This window comes from Burkholderia sp. AU16482, assembly GCF_002223285.1.
Taxonomy (GTDB): domain Bacteria; phylum Pseudomonadota; class Gammaproteobacteria; order Burkholderiales; family Burkholderiaceae; genus Burkholderia; species Burkholderia semiarida.
The window spans coordinates 248838-273705 of record NZ_NKEY01000007.1; the positions used below are offsets into that span (position 1 = coordinate 248838).

Annotated in this window: 24 protein-coding genes; 10 read left to right on the plus strand and 14 right to left on the minus strand. The window is 68.0% G+C overall.

All coding sequences use genetic code 11. The features are described 5' to 3' along the window. Window positions 1-47: 47 nt before the first annotated feature. Window positions 48-809: an SDR family oxidoreductase gene (locus CFB35_RS28110; protein WP_059581663.1), complete on the plus strand. Its 762-nt coding sequence runs from the start codon at window positions 48-50 to the stop codon at window positions 807-809. 17 nt (window positions 810-826) lie between these two features. Here CFB35_RS28110 and CFB35_RS28115 read toward each other — a convergent pair whose 3' ends face one another. The 3 genes from CFB35_RS28115 to CFB35_RS28125 are packed head-to-tail and all read right to left on the minus strand — an operon-like array spanning window position 827 to window position 3257. Beyond that, on the minus strand, window positions 827-1531 hold the full coding sequence (locus CFB35_RS28115) for an MOSC domain-containing protein (RefSeq protein ID WP_059581660.1): 705 nt from the start codon (window positions 1529-1531) through the stop codon (window positions 827-829). Further along, the gene (locus CFB35_RS28120; RefSeq protein WP_060968201.1) at window positions 1528-2424 is read right to left on the minus strand and encodes a dihydrodipicolinate synthase family protein; all 897 of its coding nucleotides are present in this window, start codon (window positions 2422-2424) and stop codon (window positions 1528-1530) included. Before CFB35_RS28120 ends, CFB35_RS28115 begins: the two co-directional genes overlap by 4 nt. A 50-nt stretch (window positions 2425-2474) precedes the next feature. Then, complete coding sequence (locus CFB35_RS28125; RefSeq protein WP_089465866.1) at window positions 2475-3257, minus strand: aldolase; 783 nt, start codon at window positions 3255-3257, stop codon at window positions 2475-2477. A 145-nt stretch (window positions 3258-3402) separates the two neighbouring features. Between CFB35_RS28125 and CFB35_RS28130 the strand changes: the two genes are divergently transcribed. Further along, entirely contained in the window at window positions 3403-3945 is a 543-nt protein-coding gene (locus CFB35_RS28130; protein ID WP_059644440.1) for a helix-turn-helix domain-containing protein, read from the plus strand. 31 nt (window positions 3946-3976) lie between these two features. Continuing rightward, the gene (gene hutC, locus CFB35_RS28135) at window positions 3977-4714 is read left to right on the plus strand and encodes a histidine utilization repressor (protein WP_089465867.1); all 738 of its coding nucleotides are present in this window, start codon (window positions 3977-3979) and stop codon (window positions 4712-4714) included. A 66-nt stretch (window positions 4715-4780) separates the two neighbouring features. On the opposite strand, the gene CFB35_RS28140 is transcribed toward hutC, so the two are convergent. Further along, a complete protein-coding gene (locus CFB35_RS28140; RefSeq protein ID WP_059581640.1) occupies window positions 4781-5638 on the minus strand; it encodes a phytanoyl-CoA dioxygenase family protein in 858 nt (285 codons plus the stop codon). A gap of 585 nt (window positions 5639-6223) precedes the next feature. On the opposite strand from CFB35_RS28140, the gene CFB35_RS28145 reads away from it, so the two are divergent. Both CFB35_RS28145 and CFB35_RS28150 read left to right on the plus strand, forming a co-directional pair. Beyond that, entirely contained in the window at window positions 6224-6703 is a 480-nt protein-coding gene (locus tag CFB35_RS28145) for a helix-turn-helix domain-containing protein (protein ID WP_089465868.1), read from the plus strand. Next, on the plus strand, window positions 6700-7389 hold the full coding sequence (locus tag CFB35_RS28150; protein WP_089465869.1) for a nucleotidyl transferase AbiEii/AbiGii toxin family protein: 690 nt from the start codon (window positions 6700-6702) through the stop codon (window positions 7387-7389). Before CFB35_RS28145 ends, CFB35_RS28150 begins: the two co-directional genes overlap by 4 nt. Here CFB35_RS28150 and CFB35_RS28155 read toward each other — a convergent pair. After that, entirely contained in the window at window positions 7386-7559 is a 174-nt protein-coding gene (locus CFB35_RS28155; protein WP_226093803.1) for a hypothetical protein, read from the minus strand. The two genes, CFB35_RS28150 and CFB35_RS28155, sit on opposite strands and share 4 nt — an antisense overlap. Before the next feature lie 251 nt (window positions 7560-7810). Here CFB35_RS28155 and CFB35_RS28160 point away from each other — a divergent pair, with 251 nt between their 5' ends. Then, the gene (locus tag CFB35_RS28160; RefSeq protein ID WP_059581630.1) at window positions 7811-8674 is read left to right on the plus strand and encodes a LysR family transcriptional regulator; all 864 of its coding nucleotides are present in this window, start codon (window positions 7811-7813) and stop codon (window positions 8672-8674) included. Window positions 8675-9002: 328 nt separating this feature from the next. On the opposite strand, the gene CFB35_RS28165 is transcribed toward CFB35_RS28160, so the two are convergent. The 3 genes from CFB35_RS28165 to CFB35_RS28175 form a co-directional block, all read right to left on the minus strand. After that, the gene (locus CFB35_RS28165) at window positions 9003-9476 is read right to left on the minus strand and encodes a nuclear transport factor 2 family protein (protein ID WP_059581627.1); all 474 of its coding nucleotides are present in this window, start codon (window positions 9474-9476) and stop codon (window positions 9003-9005) included. A 54-nt stretch (window positions 9477-9530) separates the two neighbouring features. Continuing rightward, window positions 9531-10715 (minus strand): amidohydrolase family protein, encoded by a 1185-nt coding sequence (locus CFB35_RS28170; protein ID WP_089465870.1) that lies wholly within the window; start codon window positions 10713-10715, stop codon window positions 9531-9533. Between the two features lie 67 nt (window positions 10716-10782). Beyond that, entirely contained in the window at window positions 10783-11982 is a 1200-nt protein-coding gene (locus CFB35_RS28175; RefSeq protein ID WP_059581622.1) for an amidohydrolase family protein, read from the minus strand. A 464-nt stretch (window positions 11983-12446) separates the two neighbouring features. On the opposite strand from CFB35_RS28175, the gene CFB35_RS28180 reads away from it, so the two are divergent. Both CFB35_RS28180 and CFB35_RS28185 read left to right on the plus strand, forming a co-directional pair. Next, a complete protein-coding gene (locus CFB35_RS28180; RefSeq protein ID WP_059581620.1) occupies window positions 12447-13094 on the plus strand; it encodes a glycine zipper 2TM domain-containing protein in 648 nt (215 codons plus the stop codon). Window positions 13095-13372: 278 nt separating this feature from the next. Further along, a complete protein-coding gene (locus tag CFB35_RS28185) occupies window positions 13373-13882 on the plus strand; it encodes a GNAT family N-acetyltransferase (protein WP_059582180.1) in 510 nt (169 codons plus the stop codon). Window positions 13883-13946: 64 nt separating this feature from the next. On the opposite strand, the gene CFB35_RS28190 is transcribed toward CFB35_RS28185, so the two are convergent. Together CFB35_RS28190 and CFB35_RS28195 are read right to left on the minus strand one after the other, a co-directional pair. Then, the gene (locus CFB35_RS28190) at window positions 13947-15944 is read right to left on the minus strand and encodes a glycoside hydrolase family 28 protein (RefSeq protein WP_059581617.1); all 1998 of its coding nucleotides are present in this window, start codon (window positions 15942-15944) and stop codon (window positions 13947-13949) included. A gap of 261 nt (window positions 15945-16205) precedes the next feature. After that, the gene (locus CFB35_RS28195) at window positions 16206-16781 is read right to left on the minus strand and encodes a CS1 type fimbrial major subunit (RefSeq protein ID WP_059581614.1); all 576 of its coding nucleotides are present in this window, start codon (window positions 16779-16781) and stop codon (window positions 16206-16208) included. 481 nt (window positions 16782-17262) lie between these two features. On the opposite strand from CFB35_RS28195, the gene CFB35_RS28200 reads away from it, so the two are divergent. Beyond that, window positions 17263-18624, plus strand: a complete 1362-nt coding sequence (locus tag CFB35_RS28200; protein ID WP_089465871.1) for an aspartate aminotransferase family protein — start codon at window positions 17263-17265, stop codon at window positions 18622-18624. A 127-nt stretch (window positions 18625-18751) separates the two neighbouring features. Here the strand turns inward: CFB35_RS28200 and CFB35_RS28205 are convergent, their stop codons facing one another. Beyond that, window positions 18752-19936: a M20 aminoacylase family protein gene (locus CFB35_RS28205; RefSeq protein ID WP_059582177.1), complete on the minus strand. Its 1185-nt coding sequence runs from the start codon at window positions 19934-19936 to the stop codon at window positions 18752-18754. Between the two features lie 29 nt (window positions 19937-19965). Next, window positions 19966-21198 carry a diaminopropionate ammonia-lyase gene (locus CFB35_RS28210; protein WP_059581610.1) on the minus strand — a complete coding sequence of 411 codons (1233 nt, stop codon included), beginning with the start codon at window positions 21196-21198 and terminating at the stop codon, window positions 19966-19968. A gap of 179 nt (window positions 21199-21377) precedes the next feature. Between CFB35_RS28210 and CFB35_RS28215 the strand changes: the two genes are divergently transcribed. Then, the gene (locus tag CFB35_RS28215) at window positions 21378-21854 is read left to right on the plus strand and encodes an Lrp/AsnC family transcriptional regulator (RefSeq protein WP_059581607.1); all 477 of its coding nucleotides are present in this window, start codon (window positions 21378-21380) and stop codon (window positions 21852-21854) included. A gap of 63 nt (window positions 21855-21917) precedes the next feature. Here CFB35_RS28215 and CFB35_RS28220 read toward each other — a convergent pair whose 3' ends face one another. Then, window positions 21918-23642, minus strand: a complete 1725-nt coding sequence (locus CFB35_RS28220) for a tannase/feruloyl esterase family alpha/beta hydrolase (protein ID WP_081066393.1) — start codon at window positions 23640-23642, stop codon at window positions 21918-21920. 33 nt (window positions 23643-23675) lie between these two features. Beyond that, window positions 23676-24815, minus strand: a complete 1140-nt coding sequence (locus CFB35_RS28225; RefSeq protein WP_059581605.1) for a porin — start codon at window positions 24813-24815, stop codon at window positions 23676-23678. Window positions 24816-24868 lie beyond the last annotated feature (53 nt).

The window sequence follows — 24868 nt, forward strand, 5'->3', positions numbered from 1 at the left end:
CGCGCGCCGCTCGTCACTCCTGCTCACCCCCTCACCGGTTCACCACCATGACTGCATCTTCTTCCGCACACGTGCGCGCCATCGTCACCGGACACACACGCGGCGTCGGCGCGGCGCTCGCCGAACAACTGCTGCAGGAAGGCATCGTCGTGCTCGGCGTGTCGCGCGGCCGTCATCCGTCGCTCGCGTCGCAAGCCGGCGACCGCTTCGCCGAAGTCGAACTCGATCTGTCGGACACGACGGCCGTCGCCACCTGGCTGGCCGGCGACACGCTGCGCGGCTTCGTCGACGGCGCGTCGCTCGTGCTGCTGTTCAACAACGCGGGCATCGTCGATCCGATCGGCCCGCTCGCCGCGCAGGACCCGACGATCGTCGCCCGCGCGGTCGGGCTGAACGTCGCCGCGCCGCTGATGCTGTCGGCCGCGCTCGTGCAAGCCGCATCGGCGTCGACCGAATGCCGGATCGTGCACCTGTCGAGCGGCGCGGCCCGCAACGCGTATGCGGGCTGGAGCGTCTACTGCGCGACCAAGGCCGCGCTCGATCACCATGCGCGCGCCGTCGCGCTCGATGCGAACGGCGCGCTGCGCATCTGCAGCGTCGCGCCGGGCGTCGTCGATACGGGCATGCAGGCCACGATCCGCGCGACCGGCGAAGATCGCTTCCCGATGCGCGGGAAATTCGACCAGTTGAAGTCGAGCGGTGCGCTCGCCACGCCCGAAGCGACCGCCCGACAACTGATCGGCTATGCGCTGAGCGACGCATTCGGTGCCGAGCCGACGGCCGACGTGCGCAACCTGCCGACGACGTAAGCGGCGGACGCGGCCCGTCATCCCTCGAGCCGCTTCGTCCAGTCTTCGACCTGCCGCTCCGTGCGGCGCCTGTCGAGCATCTTGCGCCAGCCGGGCGGCAGCAACGGCACGTCGCACAGCGCATCGAGCGCCGCCATGTCGAGCGTGCGCCGATACAGCACGTCGAGCACCGCCGACAGCGGCCATTGCGGGTAGCGGCGCTCAAGCAGCGCCAGCACATCGCCCGGCGCGACCCAGCCTTCCTGCAGCACGCGGTAATACCAGCCGGTCCGGCCGCTTTGCTGCACGAGCGCCGCCATGCGCGGATGATCGAAGCGCGCGTTGAGCTTCCAGCACGGCTGTCGCGACTGCGAGACCTGAAGCACCGCGCCGCCCAGCGTGAACACGTCGCCGAGACACACGTCGTGCTCGGTGATGCCGCGCGTCGACAGGTTCTCGCCGAACGCACCCGGCCGGGCGAGCACGTCGCGCGCGCCGATCTGCGCGGCCCACCACGCATAGTGATCGTGCGCATAGTGGTGGACGGCCTTGTCGGGGCCGCCGTGATGCCGCGTATCGGCCTGCGCGTCGCCGGCAAACCCGAGCGCGCCCAGCCACAGACGCGCCTCCGTCGGCTGCTTGTCGATCGCGCTCGCGTGCGGTGTGCCGGCAAGCGGCCGGCTCGCGCCGATCCGCACCGCGCCGATGGCGACCGCGATCGCCGGCCGTGCGCCGTCGCTCATGCCGCCACACCGTCCGGCAGCGTCGCGAGCAGGCGCTCGAGCTCGCGCGTGCGTGCCTCGCCGAGCGGCAGCAGCGGCCGCCTCGGTTCGCCCGCGTCGAAGCCGCGCAGCCTCAGCCCGGCCTTCACGGTCACCGGCAACCCGCCGTTGACGATGAACTGCAGCAACGGCAACTGCGCGTGAAAGACCGATCTGGCGCGCGCGAGATCGCCTGCGCGCATCGCATCGAACAACGCGAGCGGCAACGCGGCATTCAGGTTCGGCGCGGCCGTGCACCATCCGGCCGCGCCGGCGGCCAGCGCGGCAAGCGCCATCGGATTGCTGCCGTTGTAGAACGGGATCGTCCCGTCGCTCAATTGCGCGAGCCGATGCATCCGGCCGATGTCGCCGGTGCTTTCCTTGACCATCGTCACGTTGTCGACGGCCCGGCAGATCGTCACGATCAGGTCGGGCGACATGTCGACGCCGCTCGTCGCCGGGTTGTTGTACAGCATGACCGGGATGCCGATTGCGTCGCCGATCGCGCGATAGTGCGCGACGATCTCGTCGTTGCCGAGCTTCCAGTACGACACCGGCAGCACCATCACCGCATCGGCGCCGGCCTGTTCGGCGAAGCGGGCACGGCGCACCGCGCCCGCCGTGGTGAGATCGGAAATCCCGACGACGGTCGGCACGCGCCGGCGCACCGCGTCAATCGACGCGGCGGCGACGGCCTCCCATTCGGCGTCGGACAGGTACGCGCTTTCGCCGGTGCTGCCCAACGGCGCGATCGCGTGAACGCCGTCGGCGATCAGGCGTTCGATCAGCGCGTCGAGCGCTTTGAGATCGACGCCGCCGTCGGCGGAGAACGGCGTGACCGGGTAGGCAATGATGCCTTTCAGCAGGATGGACACGATGGGTATTCCTCAATGATGGTCTGACGGAGTTGAAGCGATGCGCCGATTCACGCGACGCAATCCCGATGCGTACGCAACGCGCGGCGCGCGTAGTAGTCGAACGTCACCGCATCGCGTTTCGGCTTCGAGATCCAGTCGTGCGCTTCACGCGCCAGCGCCGGCGGTACCGGCCTGATCTCGCCGGCCGACATCGCGAGCAGTTGCAGCTTCGCCGCGCGCTCGATCAGCAGCGCGAGGATGCAGGCCTCCTCGATCGTCTTGCCGACCACGAGCTGGCCGTGATGCGCGAGCAGGATCGCGCGCTTGTCGCCCAGCGCCTTCGAGATGATCTCGCCCTCCTCGTTGCCGACCGGCACGCCCGGCCAGTCCTTCAGGAACGCGCAATCGTCGTACAGCGGGCAGGTGTCCATGTGCGACACCACGAGCGGCTGCTCGAGCATAGACAGCGCCGCGACATGCGCCGGGTGCGTGTGGATGATGCAGTTCACGTCCGGGCGCTCGCGATAGATCCACGTATGGAACCGGTTGGCCGGGTTCGGAATGCCTTCGCCGTCGACGACGTCGAGATCCTCGTTGACGCGCAGCAGGTTCGCGGCCGAGATCTCGTCGAAGCCGAGCCCGAGCCGCTGCGTGTAGTACGTGCCGGCCGCGGCCGCGCGGCAGGTGATCTGCCCGGCCAGACCCGAGTCGTGGCCCGCGTCGAACAAGATCCGGCACGTCAGCGCGAGCTTTTGCCGCGCGGACCAGCCGCTGTCGCCCACCTCGTTTTCGAGCCGCCGCTCCGCCAGCGCGACCAGCGCTTCCTTCGTCAAATTCAGCGTTTCCGCCATGTTCGCCTCCTGAATGAACCGGGCCGGCCGCGCCGCTCGCGACCGTCTCCCGGGTGTCCCACGCGATACGAATGACACACGATACACCTAATGACACTTTGTGTCATGCGTTACAATCGGTTTTTCGAAGGACACCTGGCGCCCCATGACGATTCGCCTGAAACTGCTGAGAAAACAGAAGGGCTGGACGCTCGACGTGCTGGCCGACGAAACCGGTCTCACGAAGAGCTACCTGTCGAAGGTCGAACGCGGCCTGAGCGTGCCGTCGATCGCGGTCGCGCTGAAGCTGTCGAAGGCGCTGAACGTCGACGTCGAGCAACTGTTCTCGGAAAGCCGCAACCGCGAGCTGATCACGGTCACGCGCGCCGGCGAGCGCACCGCGATGGGCGCGGCGGCCGACAGCCATGCGCACCGCTTCGAGAGCATCGCGGCCGGCGTCGCGCCGAAGAAGATGCTGCCGTTCGTCGTGCATCCGCCGCACGAATTCGTCGCGTCGACGTTCCGCGAGCACGAAGGCGAGGAATTCCTGTTCGTGCACAAGGGCCGCGTCGAAATCGAATTTCCGAACGAGACGGTGCAACTCAGGGCCGGCGATTCAGTCTATTTCAACGCGCTCATCCCGCACCGCACGCGCAGCCTCGGCACCGCGCAGGCGGAGATCCTGGTCATCGTCAGCCACGACGACTAGCCTCGTCACTTCTTCGCGCAAGGATCTTCCGATGGTCACCAAGGCCACCGCACCGTTCCAGCAGATCAAGACGCTCGTTCGCCAGAACGTCGAGTCCGGGGACTGGCGCCCCGGCGACCGCATTCCGTCCGAGCTCGATCTCGCCGCGCAGTTCGGCGTCGCGCGCATGACGGTCAACCGCGCGCTGCGCGAGCTGACCGAGGAAGGCGTGCTCAAGCGCATCGCGGGCGTCGGCACCTTCGTCGCCGAGGTGAAGCCGCAGTCGAACCTGCTGATGATCGCGCATATCCGCGACGAGATTCGCGCGCGCGGCCACGAGTACCGCTGCCGCGTGCTCAGCCAGTCGCGCGAGCCCGCGTCGTTCGACGTCGCGGCCGCGTTCGGCCTGCCGGTCAACACGCCGGTCTTTCACGTGGTGTGCGTGCACGAGGAAAACGGCCGCCCGATCCAGCTCGAGGACCGCTACGTGAACCCGGCCGCCGCGCCCGGCTTCATCGATCAGGATTTCCAGACCGAGCCGCCGTCCGAGTATCTGTACAACAACGTGTCGCACGACGAACTGGAAATCGAGCACGTCGTCGACGCATCGCTGCCGACCGGCGAACAGGCGCGGCTGCTCGACATGCGCGCCGACGAGCCGTGCCTCACGCTCACGCGCCGCACGTGGACGGACGGGCTGCCCGTCACGTTCGTGCACTTCCTGCATCCGGGCAACCGCTACCGGCTCGGGTCGCGCTTCAAGCTGGGCGCGGGGCGCCACCCGACCTGATCGCTTGTCGCACGCCCCAGACGCACGGCGGCCGTTTCGTCACGAAACGGCCGCCGCGTTCGTTATCTACACTGCTCCGATCGCACCCACCTGCCCCGCGTCGCGCGACCACACGACCGGAAACAACGGGTGATCGAGCGGCGCGCCATCGGCCAGTTGCGCCGCGAGCCCCGGGAAATCGGGCGAGGTTTTCCAGCGGCGCGGCGCGTGACGGATGTCGTCGCCGACGAAGCGCAGTGAAAACGCGCGCCGGCGGTTCTGCGTGCCGCCCGACGCATGCAGCGTGAGCATCCGGAAGCACACCATGTCGCCGGGTTCGAGCGCCCAGCGGCGGATCGGAAAGGCCGCGCGATCGGCTTCGATGTCGGGCAGGTCGGCAAGGCTGCCTTCCGGGAACCACTTCGCCTCCTTGTCCATGAACGTGCGCGGCATCAGCCACGGGCCGCGGTGCGAGCCGGCGACGAATTCCAGCGTCGATTCGAGCGGCACCGGGTCGACCGGAATCCACATGCTGACGTTGTCGTCGCCTTCGATGTTGTAGTACGGCTGATCCTGATGCCACGGCGTGCGCTGCCGCGTGCCGGGCTCCTTCACGAGCAGGTGGTCGTGATGCAGCCGCACGGTGTCCGTGCCCATCAGCGCGGCGGCGACAGACGGGGCCGGCGAGCGCGCGATGAAGTGGCGATACGCGTCGTTGTGCTGCCAGTTGCAGAAATCCTCGAAGAACCAGCCCGGATCGTCGGGCCGGCTCGCGACTTTCGCGCGTTCGCTCGGCTGCGCGAGGTTCGCGTCGATGCCGGCCCGCAGCGCGGCCACTTCGTCGGGGGAAAAGATGCCTTTGATGCAGACCGCGCCTTCCTCGCGGAACGCGGCGATCAGTTCGGGCGTCACGGCTTGCGCGACGCGATCCGGGATACTCGTCATGGTGTGCCTGTCGGTCGAATGAGTGGCGGGGTCACGGTGCCGAAGTCAGTTGCCTTGCGCCGTAGGTGTCGACACGAGCGGCGCGAACGCCGGCGCGGTAACGAGGAGCGTTGCGGTGCGGGTCATGGCGTGTCCTTGAAAGTCTCGACGCGGCGGGCGACGCCGGCGTCCGGTGGAGGCGCTGCGACGGGATGCCGGCGCTGGGCGCGAAAGACAGGGACTTCGATGAAACTGCGATGCAGTCTAGACTGCTCAATTTTCGAGCGCAAGCGGGGAAATGGGGAGCGCGGCGGATGGAAGATGCGGACTGAGAAGACGGGAAAATCCTCCGCTGAAGGCCTTTCTGCGGAATTTTCGGTTATTTACCGCGTGTGACAAACGTCTGTCGCAAGGCGTGTTTTCGAGGTGTCAGCGAGACGCGGCGGTCTATACCGTCAACCACGGCGACGCATTTCCCCGATGTTCCATCGAACCGGTCGGCAACACGCCCTATACCGCCAAGGAATTTTTCAGCACCGACATCACGCTCGAGATGTAAGATATAGCTTACATTGAAGAGCACCCAGCCGTCGTCGGGAGGTCGCCATGCAACTCTATGAAATCGGACAGGCCGTCGCAAAACGGCGGGCCCAACTCGACCTCACTCAGGCGCAACTTGCCAAGCTCGCAGGGTTGTCTCGCCTTACCATCAACCAACTCGAAGCCGGCAAGGTCAAGGATCTCGGTATCAACAAGCTCATCCCGTTGCTCAGTGTGCTCGGCATTGAACTCCTGGTACTTCCGCGACAGGCTCAAAACGGGCTTTACAAAGCCGTCGTGAGCGCAAACGTCAGCTACAAGGGCGAACTGACCGAACGCCTTCTGGCTGAGGCGTTGACCACGGGACGGATTCCGAAGGGATACGAATCACAGTTCTCCGTCATCCTCGACGAGGTGCCACTCCCTGTCGTGGTGAAGGCGGCAGAGGAAGCCGCCGAGCGCTCGGGCACCCCGCTTCGGACCATCTGGAAAAATCTTGCCGCCTGGTCGAAGGAGCTTCATCTGTATCGGGAGGTGTGGGCATGACCGCACCATCCACGTTGCCCGACGGCCCGTGGCAAGGTCTTTTTCGCCACGCACTGACACTGATCGACGAGATACGAAAGCATGGCACGTCGAATCCGTTCTGGACATTTGGCGGAGGCACCGTCCTCATGCTGCGTCACGGCCATCGCGTCAGCAAAGACGTCGACATCTTCGTACCCGATCCCCAGTATCTCGGGTACGTGAATCCCCGCATCAGCGATGCCGCGTCCGACATCACGCCGAATTATGAGGAACACGCCGGGTTCGTGAAGCTGATGCTTCCCGATGGCGAAATCGACTTCGTGGTCTCCCGGAATCTGACGTCTCCCGGTTACGACGAATGGACGCTGATGGATCGCGTCGTCAAGGTCGAGACTTCGGCGGAAATCATCGCCAAGAAAATGTGGCACCGCGGTGATCGTCCGACTGCGCGGGACCTGTTCGATCTGTGCCTGGTCATCGAGCGGGAGCCGGGAAGCCTGATCGAAGCCGGTGCGTTCCTCGTTCGGCATCGCGACACGTTTCTGCGTCTGCTCAACGAGCATCGCGCCTTCGTACGACCGCGCTTCGACGACATTCGGACACTCGGCTACGCGCCGTCGTTCGACTATTGCATTGAACTCGCCGATGCATTCCTGCGAAAACTCCCCGGTGGCACGCCCGAACCAAAATCGCGCCGCCGCTAAACCTGACGCGCCCCCGCCGCCGCCAACACCCGCTCGACCTCCCGATACCCGCTTTGCCGCCCACGCCGCAGCGGCGTCACGCCGTTCGAATCGGCAAGATCGACGTTCGCATGCGCATCGACGCGCAACTGCACGATCCGCACGTACCGCTCGCTGCCGTCGCCGGCCATGCTTGCCTCCAGCAGCGCGGTCGATGCAAACGAGCCGATGATCGGCGATCCGTTTGAAAAACATCCGGTTCCCTCCCGACGTGCCGGCGCTCGTCGACGCGCGGCCGATACGATGGGTCGAGCGCCCCGAGAACGCCGCGAAATACCGCGCCCAAGTCGGGCGAAACCGCGATTGCCCGCGCCGTCCGGTCATGTTAAAAATCGTCGCACACATTTGGAAATGAAATGCTCTTATCCATATAAGTGCAGAAATGAATAGACCCCTGTTCGACATCGATCTGCTGCGCGCGCTCGTGATGGTCGCCGATTGCGGCAGTTTCACGACGGCGTCCGCACGGCTGCATTCGACGCAGTCGACGGTCAGCCAGAAGGTGCGCCGGCTCGAGGAGATCGCCGGCCACCGCCTGCTCGACCGCGGCACGCGCGACGTGCGGCCGACCGACGCGGGCGTGACGGTGCTCAGCTACGCGCGGCGCATGCTCGCGCTGAACGACGAGATGCTCGAAGCGCTGTCGGGCGCGACGGTCGCGCTGACGATCCGGCTCGGCGTGCCCGACGATTTCGCGGCGGGCCGCACGACGCACGCGCTCGCGGCGTTCAAGCGCGAGCATCCGCAGGTCAAGCTCGAAGTGACGTGCGGGCTGAGCCGCGACATCAGCGCCGCGTACGATCGCGGCGAACTCGATCTCGTGCTGATCAAGCAGCGGCGCGACAGCCGCGAAGCCGTCGTGCGCTGGCCGGAGAAGCTGCGCTGGATCGACAGCGCGAAGCATCCGTCGATCGATCTCGACCCGGTGCCGCTCGTCGTGTTCCCGCCGCGCGGGCTCTATCGCGACGACATGATCAAGGCGATCGAGGAGCGCGGCCGCCGCTGGCGGATCAGCTTCACGACGTCGAGCCTGAGCGGCATCCAGGCGGCCGTCGCCGACGGGCTCGGCATCAGCGTGCTGCCCGCGCGCGTCGTGACGGACGAGCATGTGGTGCTGACCGCGAAGCAGGGCTTCGCGCCGATCGAGCACATGGACATCGCGATCCTGCACCGGCCGACGGCCGACCCGATGGTCGGCGCGCTGACGAAGACGCTCGCGAAGATGCTGGAACTCGAAGGACGCTAGGGTCTGTTTACATACGGAACGCACATGCGAATGCGCGAAATCGCTCGTCCCCCAAGGGGACTTCCTTGCGGGGGCGCAGGCAAGGAGGAAGGAGCGCCGTTTGGCCGAGCCAAACAAGTGACGCGCGACGCCGCCATGCGGGCGATTTCGGGCATTCCCCTGGAATGATTTTTGAATTTGGGGTGGCCACGAGAATGGCCGCTCGCCGCGTTGTGCTCCTTGCGAATACGTCCAGTATTCGCGGCGTCGCACGCCTCGCGAGCGGCCGTTCTCGTGGCAACGCATGTGCGTTCCGTATGTAAACAGACCCTGGGCAACGCGGATCGCGTCAGAACATCGTGTTGCCGTTCGCCGCCTGCTCGGGCACCGGCTGGTTGACGTCCCAGTGTTCAACGATCTTGCCGTGTTCGAGCCGGAAGATGTCGATGATCGCGCTGCCGCGCGTGCCGGGTTCGCGCACCGCGTGCACGTGCAGGATCACGTAGTCGCCGTCGACGAACGCGCGCTTGATCTCGCTGTGCGACTGCGGATATGTGTCGCGCAGAAAGGCGACGAACTTGCGGAAACCGTCGCGGCCGTCGGCCGCGTTCGGATTGTGCTGCACGTAGCGATCGCCGACGTACGCGAGCGCGGCGTCCGCGTCCTTCTCGTTCAGCCCTTTTTCGTAGAACGCGAGCACCGCGCGCCGGTTGGCTTCCTGCTGCGCGTCGGCCGGGCCGGCCGCCACCGCATGCGCGGCGCTCGCGGCGAACAGGGCCGCCGCCATCCATCGTGCGGCCCGTGCCGCGGTCGTGCGTCGCATCGTGGTCTCCCGAAATCCGGCCGAAAACCCGATCATACCGGCGCGACGCGGCGCTCAGACCAGCGCGCCGTCGCGCGCGACGATCTTCCCGGACGATACGACGAGGCGCCGCACCGGCCGCGCGACGACGGCCTCGGCGAACGTCAGTGCATCGACGAGCACGACGTCCGCGCGATTGCCCGGCTGAAGCCCGTAATCCGCGAAGCCGCAGCCGCGTGCCGCGCCGTGCGTCACGCAGTCCAGCGCGACTTCGAGCGCATCGTCGCGGCGGAAATCGTTGCGCATGCCGATCAGCATCGCGCGTTCGAGCATGTCGGGCGAACCGTACGGCGTCCACGTATCGCGCACGCCGTCGTTGCCGCCGATCACGGTCACGCCCGCCGCACGGCACGCGGCCACCGGCGGCACCGGCACCGCCGCCGGCGCGGTCGTGACGATCGCGACGCCGAGCGCCGCCATCCGCGCGAGCAGCGCATCGCGCTCGCGTTCGGCGATATCGCCAAGGCAAAAGCCATGGCTGATCGCGACCTTCCCGTGCATCCCGTGCGCGGCCGTGCGCTGCAGGATCAGGTCGAGCGAGTACGCGCCCATCGAGCCGCGCTCGTGCAGATGGATATCGAGCCCGCGGCCGTGGCGCGCGGCGATCGCGAACAGCACGTCCACCGCCTCCACCGGATCGCCTTCGATCGCGCACGGATCGAGCCCGCCGAGCACGTCCGCGCCGGCGTCGAGCGCGTCGGACAGCAGCGCATCGGTGCCCGGCCGCTGGAGCACGCCCGATTGCGGAAACGCGACGATCTGGATCTCGACCTGCCCGCGCAGCGTCTCGCGCGTCGCGAGCACGCCGTGCAGATGGCGCAGCCCGGCTTCGGTATCGACGTCGACGTGCGTGCGGATGCGCGTCGTGCCGGCCGCGAGAAACGCGCGCGCCAGCGCCAGCGAGGCGGCGCCCGCGTCGTGGCCGCTCGTCGCGCGATAGTGGCGCTCGTTCTCGATGCGATCGACGAGGCGCGGCCCGACGTGGTTGCGATACCACGGCATCCCCCAGTGGGTCTTGTCGAGGTGCGTGTGGCCTTCGACGAGGCCGGGCAGCGCCAACGCGAGCGCGCCGTCCTCGATCGCGCAGCCGGCGGGCGCGTCGAGCGACGGACCGACGCGCGCGATACGATCGCCTTCGATCAGGATATCGACCGCGGCGTCGGCGCGCGTGCGCACATTGCGGATCAGCAGGTTCGTCATGTCGGCTCCGGTCGGGTCGGTCGGTGCAAGGCGGACACGGCGCGTGCCGCGCCGCCGGTCGGGCGGGTCAATGCGCGAAGCGCAGCGACGGCGTGAGCGGTGCGCCCGTATCGCTTTCGCCGCGGCGGAATACCCAGCGTTCGGCCGGCACGCCCGCGACGGCCGCCGCCGCATTCGGCGCGCGCACCGCGACGAAGCTCGCGTCGCAGCCGACCGCGATTCCGTAGTTCTCCTTTCCGATCACGCGAGCGCCGGCGTGCGTCGCCATGTCGAGCGCGATGCCGAGCGCTTCGTCGGTGTAGAAACCCGACCGGTAGCCGACCATCATCGCGCGCTGCAGCATGTCGCCGTTGCCGTACGGCCACCACGCGTCGCGGATGTTGTCGTTGCCCGCGAACACATGCACGCCCGCGTCGCGCAGCCGTCGCACCGGCGGGAACGCGCAGTCGCCCGGCGCATTCGTCAGGATCGACACGCCGGCTTCGGCCAGTGCCGCGGCGGCGCGCTGCACGTCGTCGTCGCTCACCTGGCCGAGCGCGTACGCATGGCTCACGTTCACGCGCCCGCCGAGCCCGGCCGCGCGCGTGCGCGCCGCGATCCGCAGCAGTTGCGCGATGCCCGTTTCGCCCGGCTCGTGCAGATGGATGTCGATCTTCGCGCCGCGCTTCTCGGCGATGCCGAACACGATGTCGAGCTGGCCGTCCGCGTCGCCGTCGAGCGTCGTCGGGTCGATCCCGCCGACCACGTCCGCGCCTTCGCGCACGGCTGCGTCGAGTATCTCGGCAGTGCCCGGGCACGTGATCACGCCGGCCTGCGGAAACGCGACCAGTTCGATGTCGACGATGCCGCGCCATCGTTCGCGCGCGGCCATCACGGCGTGCAGGTTCGACAGGCCGGTCGTCGCATCGACGTCGACGTGGCTGCGCATCGCGATCGTGCCGAACGCGGCGGCCTGCGCGATCAGCGCGTTCGCACGCTCGACGATCGGCGGCGCGGCCGCGAGCTGGCGCTTCTCGACCGCGAGCCGCTCGCGCAGCGAGCCGACCGGTTCGTGCGGCACCCAGCGATCGCCGACGAAGCTCTTGTCAAGATGGATATGGCCGTCGACGAAACCGGGCAGCACGACGCGGCCGTCGAGGTCGATCGTCTGCGCGCCGGGCGCGGCGGCGCAATCGGCGCCGATCGCGGCGAAGCGGCCGTCACGGACGACGAAGTTGACGGGCTGGCCGCCGGCGTCGACGGCGTTGAGGAAGAGTCGTTCGGTCATGGCTTGATAGGTGGAGCGGTCGCGGCGCGACACCGGCGCGGACAGGCGGAGGAACCGCGGCCGGCGCGGCGCGACCGTTGGCAGGGAATCCGGCCACGATATCGGACGCCGCTGCGCGAGGCCAATTAAATGTCGCGATGCCGCGCATTCGATTTCCCGATGCGCGGCGCGCAGGGCCACCGGGCCGGGCGCGGGACAGGTTACGCCGGCCGTGGAAACGGCTGGAATGTCGGCGGCCGCGCATGGGCCGCATCGCCCACCCACGGGTGCCGGGAAGCCGCGTCGCGCCGTTGCGCGCGGGGGCTTCGACGCGCCGCCCAGCCGGCGATTTACGCGGCAACAGACTTTACACGTTGTTACCCGGCCGCACCGGACGCGCATCCGCCCATTCCTTATACTCACGCCGAGTTCGCCACCCATGACGGGAATCCATCGGCGGACACGTTGCCGATGCAGGAAACATCATGATGCGCATGCCTTCCACGAAGACCGTTCTGTTCGCCTCGCTCGTCGCCGTGGCGGCGCTTCCGCTCACCGCCTGTGTCGCGCCGGGCTACTACGGCGCGCAGCCCGGCTATCCGCAGCAGCAATACGCGACGCCCGGCTATGCGCAGCCCGCGTATTCGCAACCGGGTTACGTGCAGCAGCAACCGGCGTATCCGAATCAGGCGCCGCAACCGTACGATCAATACGGCAACCCGTCGCAGTACGGATCGCAGCCTTACGACCAGTACGGCAATCAGCAACAGCAATACGCGAACCCGTACGGCACGCAGTACGGCACCGTGTCGAACATCCAGCCGGTCAGCAGCTCGGTCGGCCCGTCGGGCGTGGCCGGCACCGTCGTCGGTGCGCTGGTCGGCGGCCTCGTGGGCAACCAGTTCGGCCGCGGTCACGGCCGCGATGCGGCAACCGTGATCGGCGCGCTCGGCGGGGCGGTGGCCGGCAACCAGATCGGCCAGCAGATGGGCGCCGCGCAAGGCCCGAGCAGCTACCGGATCGACGTGCGGGTCAGCGACGGCTCGATGCGCTCGTTCGACGTGCAGTCGCCGGGCAACCTGCGTCCGGGCGACCGCGTGCAGATCAACGGCAATCAGCTGTCGCGCTATTGATGCCGCCGGCGGGCGCGTGAGCCGATCGCGCGCACGTCGTTTGTTTGACGTCGTGCGCCAGACCGGCGCGACGGCGCATGCGCTTGACGCGCGCCCTCCTTGATGGCGGTACGACGTACCGCCATCACTGTCTTGTCCGTTCACGATCGTGCGCGCCACGCGCGCGACGCACCGCACATCGCCACGCGGCATCCGGATTCCTATTAGGATAAGCACGATGCATCCCGCGACCGCGGCAGCGGTGCGCCGGCATGCACGCCCTCGACCGGAACACCCCGATGACGATCACGATCCGCCTGCTTGACGCCGCCGACGCGGCGCAGTTCCAGACCGTCCGCCTGCGTGCGGTCGACACCGCGCCCACGTCCTTCCTGCCGACGCTCGACGAAGAATCGCAGGTGCCGGTCGACGAATTCGCAAAGCGCCTCACGCCGACGCAGGTTCAGGCCGTGTTCGGCGCGTTCGACGGCGACACGCTCGTCGGCATCACCGGCGTACGCCGCGACGCGCGCACGAAGATCGCGCACAAGGCGACGATCTGGGGCGTGTACGTCGACGCCGCGTATCGCGGGCAACGCATCGCGCACGCGCTGCTCGACAGCGCGACCGCGCATGCGGCTCAGGCGTGGGGATGCAGCCAGTTGATGCTGTGCGTGAACGAGGTCAACCGTACCGCGGAGCGACTGTATGCGTCGCAGGGGTTCGTACGGTTCGGCACGGAGCCGCGCTCGATGTTCGTCGATGGACGCTTCTACGACGAGCACTACATGATCAAGACGCTGGCGTAACCTGATGGCGTTCGCGTGCGGGCACCGGCCGGTTGCACGCGAACGCCGCGGCGTGTTGCCTTTCTCACCGCTTGTCGGTGATCGTCGTGTCGACGACTTGCCCGGCGATCGTCACGTTCGTCAGCGCCATGGCGCTCACGTTGAACGCGTAGATCGGCCCCGGCGACGTGACCGTCGGCGTGCCTGACGCCACCGGCGTGCCGAAGTCGCAGTTGCTGATCGTCACGCCGGAAATCGGCTGCACGGCCGGCGCCGGCGGCGTACCGTTGTAGTCGAACGCGACTGGCCCCTGCGCGACGATCGCCTGGAAGCACGATGCGGTCACGCCGTTCAGCGTCACGTTGCTCGCCCTCACGTCGGCGATCGTCACGTTCTGTACGACCGGCGGCCGCGTGCGCACCGCGTCGTTCGCCGGCTGGTAGTCGCAGTCGAACGTGACGATGCCGCCCTGCGCGGCCGACGGGTTGCCGGCCGACGGCGTGACCACGCCGAGCGGCACGCTCGCGTTGATCGGACTGCCGGCGAGTAGCGCACTGCCGTAGCCGCCGCCCTTCAGCGTCACGCCGTTCGGCAGCGCGACGCCCTTCACGTGGAAATCCTTCACGTAGCCGCCGCGGTTCATGTTGGTCTTCACGCGAATCGCGATGTTCAGCGGATTGGTCTGCCAGTTTGCGTTCAGCATTGACAGGTTGGTCGCATAGATCTGCTCGACGCCGCCGCCCATCTCGCTGCCGAGCGTGATCCCGCCGTGCCCGCTGTTCATCGTGCAGTTGCGGATCAGGTGCCGCTTCGCGGGCCCGTATTCGGTGTCGCGGTCCTTGCCCGACTTGATCGCGATGCAGTCGTCGCCGGTGTTGAACGTGCAGTCCTCGCAGAGCACGTCGGTGCATGCATCCGGATCGAAGCCGTCGTTGTTCGGGCCGATGCTGTTGGTCGTCACGCCGCGGATCACGACGTTGCGGCTCGCGGTCGGATGATGCTGCCAGAACGGCGTGTTCTGCGTCTGGTAGTTCGCCATCAGCACGTTCGTGCAGCCGATGAATTCGACCATGCACGGCCGCAGGTAGTGGCCCAGTCCGAAAATCCGCTTCTCCACCGGCACGCCGGCCTCGGACAGCGCGGGCAGGTAGTTCTGGTCCTGCTGCCACGGCGTGACGGGCGACGTCAGCATCGCATAGAGCGCGTCGGGAATCGCGGGCGCGACGATCCGCAGGTCGACGTTGTTCGGGTTCGCGCCGTTCTGGGCCGGCACCGCCGCGCTCGCGCCGTATGCGCCGGACGTACCCTTGTAGGTCCACCAGCAGACGCTGTTCGCGCCGCTGCCGGAGAACGGCGTCATTGCCTGCCCGTTGAGCACCGACGTCGGACCTTCGCCGGTCAGCGCGATGTTCGTCGCGTTGCGTGCGTAGACGGGCGCGCCGTAGTTCAGGCAATCGTTCGCCTGCCAGCGGCTGTAATACAGCCGGCCGTTCGCGCCGCAATCGACAAGGCCGTCCTTCGCGTAGTCGGCCGGGTTCGGGCTGAAATAGATCGTGCAATTCGCGCTCAGGTGGAACGTGACGTTGCTCTGCAGCACGATCGGCCCCGCGCAATACCAGGTGCCCGCCGGCACGACGACCCGGCCGCCGCCTTCGCGCCGGCACGCGTCGATCGCCGCGAGAAACGCCGGGCGCGAATCGAATGCGCCGGGCGCGGTCGTCAGTTCGGAACCGGGGCTGACGGGCGATTTCGCGACCGGCCACGGCGACGTCTGCGCGACCGTCGCGCACGGGCGCGCGCCGTAGTGCGTCACGTCGAAGTCGCGACCGTGCCGCGCGAGCCGCGACACGTGCGCGAGCGACGCGGCGATGCGCGCCGCCGCGCCGTGCTCGCCCCATACGAGATCGACCGCCGACGCATGGGGCGTCGTGCCCGCCGCCAGCGCCCGGGTGGCCGTCAACGGCCCACCGAACATCGCGCCGCTGGCGAGTGCGCCGGTCCAGCCGATGAAGGCGCGGCGCGATACCCGTTTCGGGGCGGATGATCGGACGGGCGAAGACGAACGGCGGCGAGGGGCGGCCATGGGCACTCCTTCAGGGTAAGGGTATCGATGCGCCGGGCGGCGGATCATGATTTATACGTCGTCGTACTACATTGCGCAGTCTAGACGCGATCGATGGAAGACACGTATTTGTCGTTTACCCTGTTTTCTCTGACATTGTGTGCAGTATGTGTGCGCACACTCACCTCGCCTAACCAGCCTTTAGAGATATGTTGTCGTATGTTTATGCGCAACAACTTCAAATGGATCGCGCGGCCGACGATGTGCTCCGAGGCGATTTTCCTACTCGCCAGCTACCGCAGTCGGCGCCGTCGCCGGCTCGCGTCCCGCCGACGCAGCCGGCTCGAACACCAGCATCAGATCGCCGCGATAACTTCCGCGGGCCGGCGGCGCCACGCTCGCGGCCGGCGCTTGCGCGCTGACCTTCAGCATGCGGGTTTCGTCATAGCCGTCAAAGCCGTCGCGCCCCCGCGTCGTCGCCACGAGCGCGTGGGCGGCACCGGGCGCGATTTCCGCGCTGCTCGCCTTGCCCGTCAGCACGACCTTCGCATGGGCCATGTCGTCGCGACCGTTCGAGAACCGCAGCGGCTGCAACAACGTGACGTTGATATCGGGATTCGTCGTGCGTACGCGGATCGGCAGCGCCGCGGCGAACGTCTGCTGCTTGCCGTCCGTGTCGTTCAATTCGACCAGGCCGTATGCGGCATCGTCCGGCTGCGAAACGAACAGGATGTCGCCGATGTGCGCGGTCAGGCGGATTGTCTTGACGACCGCTTGCGGCGACGTCTGGCCCGCATGGGCGACCTCGATCAATGCAATGCTCACGGCGAGTGCGACGAGATGTCTGGAGGTCTTCATGGTGTGGTTTCGCATCCTGATGGTTAAAATCCGATCGTCGAAAAACGGCTCACTTCACGCACCCAACTCCCACCATTACGGAAAAAATCCGGAATTCCTTTATCTCGAAATTAGCCGGCAAGATTGTCGCGGAATTCAATGCACCACCCGTCCGTGCAATCGAACGGGCCGGCCGGTGCCGATCCCGACCGCGCCGAGGCCGCGTCGCCGGGCCCCACGCCTGAATGGCGTCGATGCCGCACTCGGCCTGCAACAACGATAGGTCGGGCGCAGGCGGATAAAAATCCATGCAAACCTTCACAACCCGTATCCGTTTCCGTTCACCAGTGCTATCTCAAAATCAAATGGAAATCGCCCGAAAATCGCGCTACCGCGCGGGCCGCGTCGCGCCCGTCGCCCACCCGCCTCGGTAATTCCGCCTCTGTTCAGCCCCCCACCGCCCGCGCTATCGTTTCCCATCCCCACCGCCCAGGAGCTGCCTTTGCCTACCCGCCACGGAGTCGACCTCATCCGCGCCCGCGCGCTGTTCGATCGCGAGCGCCGCGCGTTCATCGAAGCCATGCCGGTTTCCCGCGCGCTGTCCGCGGAAGCGTCCGAGCATCTGCTGTTCGGCGTGCCGTTGCACTGGATGCAGGACTGGTCGACCCCGTTCTCGCTATACGTGAAGGAAGCGCGCGGCGCGACGTTCACCGACGCCGACGGCCATCGCTACGTCGATTTCTGCCTCGGCGATACGGGCGCGATGTTCGGCCATGCGCCCGAACCCGTCGCCCGCGCGCTCGTCGAGCAGGCCACGCGCGGCTACACGACGATGCTGCCGAGCGAGGACGCCGCGTGGGTGTCGCGCGAACTCGCGCGCCGCTTCAAGCTGCCGGTGTGGCAATTCGCGTTGAGCGCGAGCGACGCAAACCGCTTCGTGCTGCGCTGGGCGCGCGCGGCGACCGGCCGAAACACGATCGTCGTGTTCAACGGCTGCTATCACGGCACGGTCGACGACGTGTTCGTCGATCTCGTCGACGGTCGCCCCGTGCAGCGCGACAGCCTGCTCGGGCAGTCGTACGATCTGCTCGCGAACACGCGCGTCGTCGAATTCAACGATCTGGCCGCGCTCGAGGCGGCGCTGAAGGACGGCGACGTCGCGTGCGTGCTCGCCGAGCCCGCGATGACGAACATCGGCATGGTGCTGCCCGACGCGGGCTTCTGGGAGGCTGCGCGCGAACTGACGCGCCGCCACGGCACGCTGCTCGTGATCGACGAGACGCACACGATCAGCAGCGGCCCGGGTGGCTACGCGGTCGCGCACGGTCTCGAACCGGATATGCTGGTGGTCGGCAAGCCGATCGCGGGCGGCGTGCCGTGCGCGGTGTACGGGTTCAGCGCCGAATTCGCGGAGTGCGCGAAAGCGGCGAAGCTGAACGCGCCGCCCGGCCATTCGGGCATCGGCACGACGCTCACCGCGAACATGCTCGCGATGCATGCGATGCGCGCGACGCTCGCCGAAGTGGCGACCGACGCCGCGTACGCGCACATGTTCGCACTCGCCACGCGGCTCGCGACGGGCCTCGAACAGGCGATCGCGAAACACGGGCTGCCGTGGTGCGTGACGCGCATCGGCGCGCGCACCGAGTTTCAGTTCGCGCCCGTGCCGCCGCGCAACGGCACGCTGGCCTGCGCGCAGCTCGACAGCGAACTCGAGCACATCGTGCACCTGTACCTACTCAATCGCGGCGTGCTGATCACGCCGTTCCACAACATGATGCTCGTGTGCCCGCAAACGACGGCGGACGATGTCGACCGGCTCGTCGCGCAATTCGATGCGTGCCTCGGTGAACTGGCCGGTTGATCGAATACGACGACGGAGGATTCTCGGCGCGCCGGCAAGCCGGTGCGCTCGAGCATCGAGGTGTCGTCGATGACGAAGGGGTGCCGCACGCAGCGAACCGAATACGCAGCGACCCGCACCCGCCCCGCTACGCGGCCCGCAACGCGCGCCGCGCCACTTCCGCGAAATACCGCGCACCGATCGGCAAAATCTCGTCGTTGAAATCGTACGCCGCGTTGTGCAGCGGCACGCCGCCCTGCCCGGCCGCCTCGCCGTTGCCGATGAACACGAAGTTGCCCGGCACCGCCTGCAGGAACGCGCCGAAATCCTCCGAGATCATCATCGGCTGCACGTTGGCGTTCACCGCGTCGGCGCCCGCGACGTGCGCGGCGGCCCGCACGGCCGTGTCGACCCATTCCGGCGAGTTCACCGTCGGCGCGAACTCGTGCGTGTACTCGAACGTGCAGGCCGCGCCGTGCGTGCGGCAGATCCCTTCGGCGATCTCGGCCATCCGCGTCTCCAGCAGCGCCTGCACGTCGCGCGAATAGCTGCGCGTGTCGCCCTTGATCGTCACGGTCGACGGCAGCACGTTGCGCAGCCCGTCGGTGATGAATTCCGTGCACGACACCACCGCCTGCTGACCCGGGTCGAGATTGCGCGACACGATCGTCTGCAGCGCCAGCACGATCTGCGCGCCGATCACGATCGGATCGATGCCCATGTGCGGCCGCGCCGCATGCGTGCCGCGCCCGTCGATCCGGATCACGAAATTGTCTTCGCTCGCCATGATGCCGCCCGCACGTGTCGAGAACGTGCCCGCGCGCATGCCCGGCATGTTGTGTGCGCCGAAGATCGCGTCGACCGGAAAGCGTTCGAACAGCCCGTCGGCCATCATCGCCTTCGCGCCGCGGCCATGCTCTTCCGCCGGCTGGAAAATGAAGCGCACCGTGCCGTCGAAATCCTTGCGCTCGGCCAGCAGCCGCGCGGCGCCGAGCACCATCGACATGTGGCCATCGTGACCGCACGCATGCATCTTGCCCGGCGTGCGCGATACGTGTTCGCGGCCCGGCGCGTGCTCGGCGATGTTCAGTGCGTCCATGTCCGCGCGGATGCCGATCGCGCGCCGGCCCGTGCCGGCCGTCAGGTTCGCGACGAGCCCCGTGCCGCCGATTCCGCGATGCACGTCGAGCCCGAGCGTCGTCAGGATCCGCGCGACGTAGTCCGACGTGTTCACTTCCTCGAACCCCGTCTCGGGATACTGGTGCAGATGGCGGCGCCACGTCTTCAATTGGCCCTGCAGCGTGCTTTCGTCGATTGTGTCGATCGTGTCCATTGCGTTCGCCTCGTCGGTCGTCATGTCGTTCAGGCCGCCACCGCCGCGCGGCTCAGCCAGTCGCGCTGGCGCGCGAGCACCGCGTCGGCCGTCTCGCCGACGCAATGCCGGTACACGGACGGCGCGGTCGCCCCTTCCGTGTTGATCGCCAGCACGCGCGCGCTCGCATCGAGCCCGACCTGCCGCGCGCGCGCCGGGTCGCGCATCAGCACGGCCAGCCCCGCGACGCCGGCCGCGCCCGACTCGCCGGCGACGAGCGGCACGTCGCGTTCGCTGCCGGCCGCGAGGCCGCGCATCGCCTGCACCGCGTCTTCGTCGTCGATCAGCATGAAATGGTCGATGCACATCTCGAGGAAATCCCACGCGAGCGGCGATGCCTCGCCGCACGCGAGCCCCGCCATCACCGAATCGACGCTGCCGGTCGCCTTCGTCGCGCGCCCGGCCAGCGCGCTCTGGTACAGGCAATCGGCCTGGCGCGGCTCGACGACGACGAAGCGCGGCCGCTGCACGCCGTCGCGCTCCCACAGGTAGCTCGCGACGCCCGCGGCGAGGCCGCCCACGCCGCCCTGCAGGAACACGTGCGTGAACGGCCGCCCGTCGTCCTCCGCCGCCTGCGCGGCGGCTTCGGCTGCGATCACGCCGTAGCCCTGCATCACGTCGCGCGGAATCGCTTCGTAGCCGTCGTACGACGTATCCGACACGACGTACCAGCCGTTCGCCTGCGCGAGCTGCGCCGCGCAAACGACCGATTCGTCGTAGTTCCCCGCGATGCGCACGATCCGCGCGCCGTAGGCCGAGATCGCGCGTTCGCGCTCGGCGTCGACGTTCGCGTGCAGCACGATCACGCAGCCGCAGCCGATCGCGCGCGCGGCGGCGGCCAGCGCGCGGCCGTGATTGCCGTCGGTCGCGCTGATCACCGTCAGGTCGGCCAGCTCGGACGCGTAGCGGCCCGTGACGAGCCCCTGCGGATCGAGCGCCTGCGTGCGCCGCAGCCGCTTCACGAGCCGCACCAGCGCGATCGGCGCACCGAGCGCCTTGAAGCTGCCGAGCGGCGAACGGCACGACTCGTCCTTCACGCTGACGCTCGCGACGCCGAGCCGCGCGGCGAGATCGGGCAGCGCACGCAACGGCGTGCGCGCATTGCCGACGAGCGGCCAGTGCGCGAGCCACGCACCGCTTTCGTCGGCCGACGCGATGTTCATCACGCGGCGCAGCGCGTTCGGGTAGGCGGTGCGCGACGCGCGCGGGTTGGCGATGAGCATGACGGAAGGCTCCGGATCGGGACCGCGCGGGCGGCGGTCGGGTGGGTCGGATCGGGCAGGCGCGAGTTGCGCTTGCGGTCGGTTGGGAAAATAATATTGCGCATGCCGGTCAACAAAATCGCCAAATCAGCGGCGTCGACGCAAAAATTTCTCATTCTTTCGAGGCTTCACGCGCCATCATGACGACCCCTCTCGATGCGTTTGATCGCAAGCTGCTGATGGAAGTCCAGCGCGACGCGCAGACGCCGCAGGCCGAGCTCGGCGCGCGCGTCAACCTGTCGACCGCCGCCGTTAACCGGCGGCTGCGGCGCCTCGCGGAAGCGGGCGTGATCGAGCGCTATACGGCCGTCGTCGCACCGGACAAGGTCGATCATCCGCTGACGATCGTCGTGAACGTCGAGGTCGAGAGCGAGCAGATCGACCAGCTCGACGCGATGAAGCGCGCGTTCGAGCGCTGCCCGCAGATCCAGCAGTGCTACTACGTGACGGGGGAATGGGATTTCGTGCTGATCCTCGCGGTGCGCAACATGGATCAGTACAACGCGCTCACGCGCGAGCTGTTCTTCGCGAACAACAACGTGAAACGGTTCAAGACGCTGGTGAGCATGAGCCGCGTGAAGGTCGGGCTCGACGTGCCGGTCGATGCCGGCGAGTGACTGCGGCGATGAAACAGCCGGCGCGCGACACCGTGCGCCGGCCGTTTCCCATCGACGGCTACGTCAACGACAACTGAAGCTCGCCGCCGAATTCACGTCTCCCGCGCCGTTGTAGCGCGCAACCTGCGGATACGGACACAGCGGCCGCGTGCGCCCCGCGCCCCACGATGCGGGCACTTCCGCGTTCGGCACCGCGTTCGTCGCGTCGCGCGCGGTCGCCACGATCGCCGCCGGCGCCTGCCCTTGTTCGACCCATGCGACGAGCGGGGTCAGCATGTCGAACTGGTCGGCCGCCGGCCCGCCCGAGCAGTGGTTCATCCCCGGCACCGGAAAGAAGCGTGCAAAGCTCGACGCATCGCCGCCGTTCGCCTGCGCGACCTGCGTGTACCAGTCGCGCGTGTCGTTGAACGAAAACACCGGGTCGCCCGTGCCGTGATAGACGAGCAGCTTCGCGCCGCGCGCCTTCAGCGCGGCGAGGTTCGTCTCGTCGGGCGGCGTCATGAACGACCATGACGATTGCGTGTACGTGCCGTTCGTCGCGAAGATCGCCGGCGCGTCGTTGTCCATGTCGAAACCGAGCGCGAAGCCGGCGAGGTTCGCGAGCGTCGCGGCGGTTTTCGGCGGCGTCATGAACGTGAACGCCATCGCGGCCGGATCGAGCGCGATCGAATTCGACTGCTTCCACGCGGCCCAGCCGCTGCCGGCCACGCCCGGATCGTACGGAAAGCTCGCGTACAGCGCCGTGCCCGCGCTGTTGCGCGCGCCGGCAAACACGTTCGCCAGCGCGGTTTTCTGCGCGGGCGTCAGGCAGGCGCCCGTGCGCGTGCCGTTCGCGCAGGTCGGGATATCGGCGTCGATGCTGAAGTGCGCCTGGCACGCGGCGACGTCCTGCACCATCCCGTCGGCCGCGCCGTCGAGCGCGTCGCATTTGTCGAGGATCTTCGCGCCGACGAACTGGCGCTCCGCATCGTTGAAACCGCTGCGGATATCCGGCAACCCGTTCGAGCCCGTCGCCGACGCGATCTTCGCGAACTGCTGCGCGCCGTACATCTCGCCGATCGCCGCCTTCGGCAGATGGAAACCCGGGTCGCCCGCGATGATGCCGTCGTAGTCGGCCGGGTTGCGCACCGCCGTGACCATCGCGTGGCGGCCGCCGTTCGAGCAACCGCCGAAATAGCTGCGATCGGGCGCCTTGCCGTACGCGAGCCGGATCACCTGCTTCGCCATCGGCGTGAGCGCATCGACGGCGCCGTAGCCGTAGTCGATCCGCGCCTGCGGATCGAGGCCGAACAGCGGATTCTGCGCGGCGCTGTGCCCGGAATCCGAGCTGATCACCGCGAAGCCCTGGTTCAGCGCATTGGTCAGCGGCCCGCCGCCGCCGATCTCGCCGGTCGCGGTCACGACGTTGCCGTCGAGCCCGCCGTTCGCCTGGTAGAAGAAGCGGCCGTTCCATGCTTTCGGCAGACGCATCTCGAAGCCGATCGCATAGGTGTTGCCGTCCACCGCGCTCACGCGCTGATTCATCTTGCCGGCGATCACGCAGTGCTCGGCGACCGGCTTGCCGGCCACCGTCAGCGCGCCGGCCGCCGCGGTCGTCACCGACGTGAACGACGTGTTCGCATACGCGAGCTTCGCGACGAGCGCGTCGCACGTTTGCGTCATCGCGGCCGGCGTCGCGGCGCTCAGGTGCGTGGGCGCGGCGCCGATCGAATCGTCGCCGCCGCACCCGGCGAGCATCGCGGCGGCGGACAGCGGCGCAATACAGAGGAATGCAGATTTCGTGTTCAAGATAACTCCCGTTCGGTTCGTCACGCCGGTGAATCAGAACATGTGCCGCACGCCGACCATCGCGCCGAGCTGCCCCATCCCCGCGCCGGGCGTCGTGCCGGGCCCGCCGCCGCTGACCGCGTAGCGCGCGTGCGCGCTGTTCCACAGATACGACGACTGCGCGTAGACGGCCGTGCGCTTGGTGAACAGATAAGTCGCGCGCAGCGTGGCCATCGTCGCGCGCGTGTCGTGCGCGGTGTTGACGATCCGGTAGCCTTCGCCGTCGACGATGAAATCGGGCTTCACCGCATACGACGCGCCGACGAAGAACAGATCCGAATGCGCGCCGGGCGCGGCCGGCGAACCGGTCGATACGCGCCGCCCGATCCAGCCCGCGCCGATCTTCGCGCCGGCCGCCTGCGCATACGCGCTCACGTGCGTGCGCGCATCCTTGCCGCCGCTGCTCGTGAACGGGACGGGCGCCACGCCGTCGAAGAAGTTGGCGGCCGCGCCGGTGCCGCCGCGCTGTTCCTCGTACGAGGCCGCCGCGCCGAAATACGCGCTGTCGTACTTGAGCATCACCGACCAGTTGCGGCACTGCACCGCGTCGCCGGGCACCTGCCCCGCGCACGTGCCCTGCCCCGGCGAATTGCCGGTGCCCGCGCCGTCGCGGCCGAACGAATACGCGGCGCCGAGCGTCACGCCGCGATACGTGCCGACGTAGGTCACCGCGTTGTCGGCGCGGCCGTTCGGCACGTATGCGTCGAACGAGCCGAGCCCGTAGATGTCGGGGCCGATGATGTCCGCACCCTGCAGCGCGAGATAGGTCATCGTGTACTGGCGGCCGAACGCGAGCGTGCCGAAGCCGCTCTTCAGCCCGACGAACGCCTGCCGCCCGAACAGCCGGCCGCCCTGCCCGAGATCGCCGCCGCGCACGTTGAAGCCGCTTTCGAGCGTGAACACCGCCTGGTAGCCGCCGCCGAGATCCTCGGTGCCGCGCAGCCCCCAGCGCGACGGCAGTTCGCCCGTCACGCCCGGCATCCGCACCACGTGATCGCCGGCCGCGTTCGCGTGCGACACGAACTCGACGCCCGTGTCGATGATCCCGTACAGCGTCACGCTCGACTGGGCGTGCGCGCCGGTCGCGGCCAGCGCGCATGCGCCGGCCGCCAGCAAGGCTTTGGTGTGCTTCATGATGAATGTCTCCAGACCTGTGTCGATATCGCGCTCTGTCGGCGCTGGTGGGT

Bases quoted from the DNA above. Each gene is read 5' to 3' on its own strand.
- CFB35_RS28205 (WP_059582177.1), bottom strand. From the start codon at position 19,936: ATGGACACGATCGACACAATCGACGAAAGCACGCTGCAGGGCCAATTG.
- CFB35_RS28225 (WP_059581605.1), bottom strand. From the start codon at position 24,815: ATGAAGCACACCAAAGCCTTGCTGGCGGCCGGCGCATGCGCGCTGGCC.
- CFB35_RS28145 (WP_089465868.1), top strand. From the start codon at position 6,224: ATGCAACTCTATGAAATCGGACAGGCCGTCGCAAAACGGCGGGCCCAA.
- CFB35_RS28165 (WP_059581627.1), bottom strand. From the start codon at position 9,476: ATGCGACGCACGACCGCGGCACGGGCCGCACGATGGATGGCGGCGGCC.
- CFB35_RS28190 (WP_059581617.1), bottom strand. From the start codon at position 15,944: ATGGCCGCCCCTCGCCGCCGTTCGTCTTCGCCCGTCCGATCATCCGCC.
- CFB35_RS28195 (WP_059581614.1), bottom strand. From the start codon at position 16,781: ATGAAGACCTCCAGACATCTCGTCGCACTCGCCGTGAGCATTGCATTG.
- CFB35_RS28125 (WP_089465866.1), bottom strand. From the start codon at position 3,257: ATGGCGGAAACGCTGAATTTGACGAAGGAAGCGCTGGTCGCGCTGGCG.
- CFB35_RS28155 (WP_226093803.1), bottom strand. From the start codon at position 7,559: ATGGCCGGCGACGGCAGCGAGCGGTACGTGCGGATCGTGCAGTTGCGC.
- CFB35_RS28115 (WP_059581660.1), bottom strand. From the start codon at position 1,531: ATGAGCGACGGCGCACGGCCGGCGATCGCGGTCGCCATCGGCGCGGTG.
- CFB35_RS28210 (WP_059581610.1), bottom strand. From the start codon at position 21,198: ATGCTCATCGCCAACCCGCGCGCGTCGCGCACCGCCTACCCGAACGCG.
- CFB35_RS28185 (WP_059582180.1), top strand. From the start codon at position 13,373: ATGACGATCACGATCCGCCTGCTTGACGCCGCCGACGCGGCGCAGTTC.
- CFB35_RS28215 (WP_059581607.1), top strand. From the start codon at position 21,378: ATGACGACCCCTCTCGATGCGTTTGATCGCAAGCTGCTGATGGAAGTC.
- CFB35_RS28170 (WP_089465870.1), bottom strand. From the start codon at position 10,715: ATGACGAACCTGCTGATCCGCAATGTGCGCACGCGCGCCGACGCCGCG.
- CFB35_RS28160 (WP_059581630.1), top strand. From the start codon at position 7,811: ATGAATAGACCCCTGTTCGACATCGATCTGCTGCGCGCGCTCGTGATG.
- CFB35_RS28180 (WP_059581620.1), top strand. From the start codon at position 12,447: ATGATGCGCATGCCTTCCACGAAGACCGTTCTGTTCGCCTCGCTCGTC.
- CFB35_RS28150 (WP_089465869.1), top strand. From the start codon at position 6,700: ATGACCGCACCATCCACGTTGCCCGACGGCCCGTGGCAAGGTCTTTTT.
- CFB35_RS28110 (WP_059581663.1), top strand. From the start codon at position 48: ATGACTGCATCTTCTTCCGCACACGTGCGCGCCATCGTCACCGGACAC.
- CFB35_RS28130 (WP_059644440.1), top strand. From the start codon at position 3,403: ATGACGATTCGCCTGAAACTGCTGAGAAAACAGAAGGGCTGGACGCTC.
- hutC (WP_089465867.1), top strand. From the start codon at position 3,977: ATGGTCACCAAGGCCACCGCACCGTTCCAGCAGATCAAGACGCTCGTT.
- CFB35_RS28175 (WP_059581622.1), bottom strand. From the start codon at position 11,982: ATGACCGAACGACTCTTCCTCAACGCCGTCGACGCCGGCGGCCAGCCC.
- CFB35_RS28140 (WP_059581640.1), bottom strand. From the start codon at position 5,638: ATGACGAGTATCCCGGATCGCGTCGCGCAAGCCGTGACGCCCGAACTG.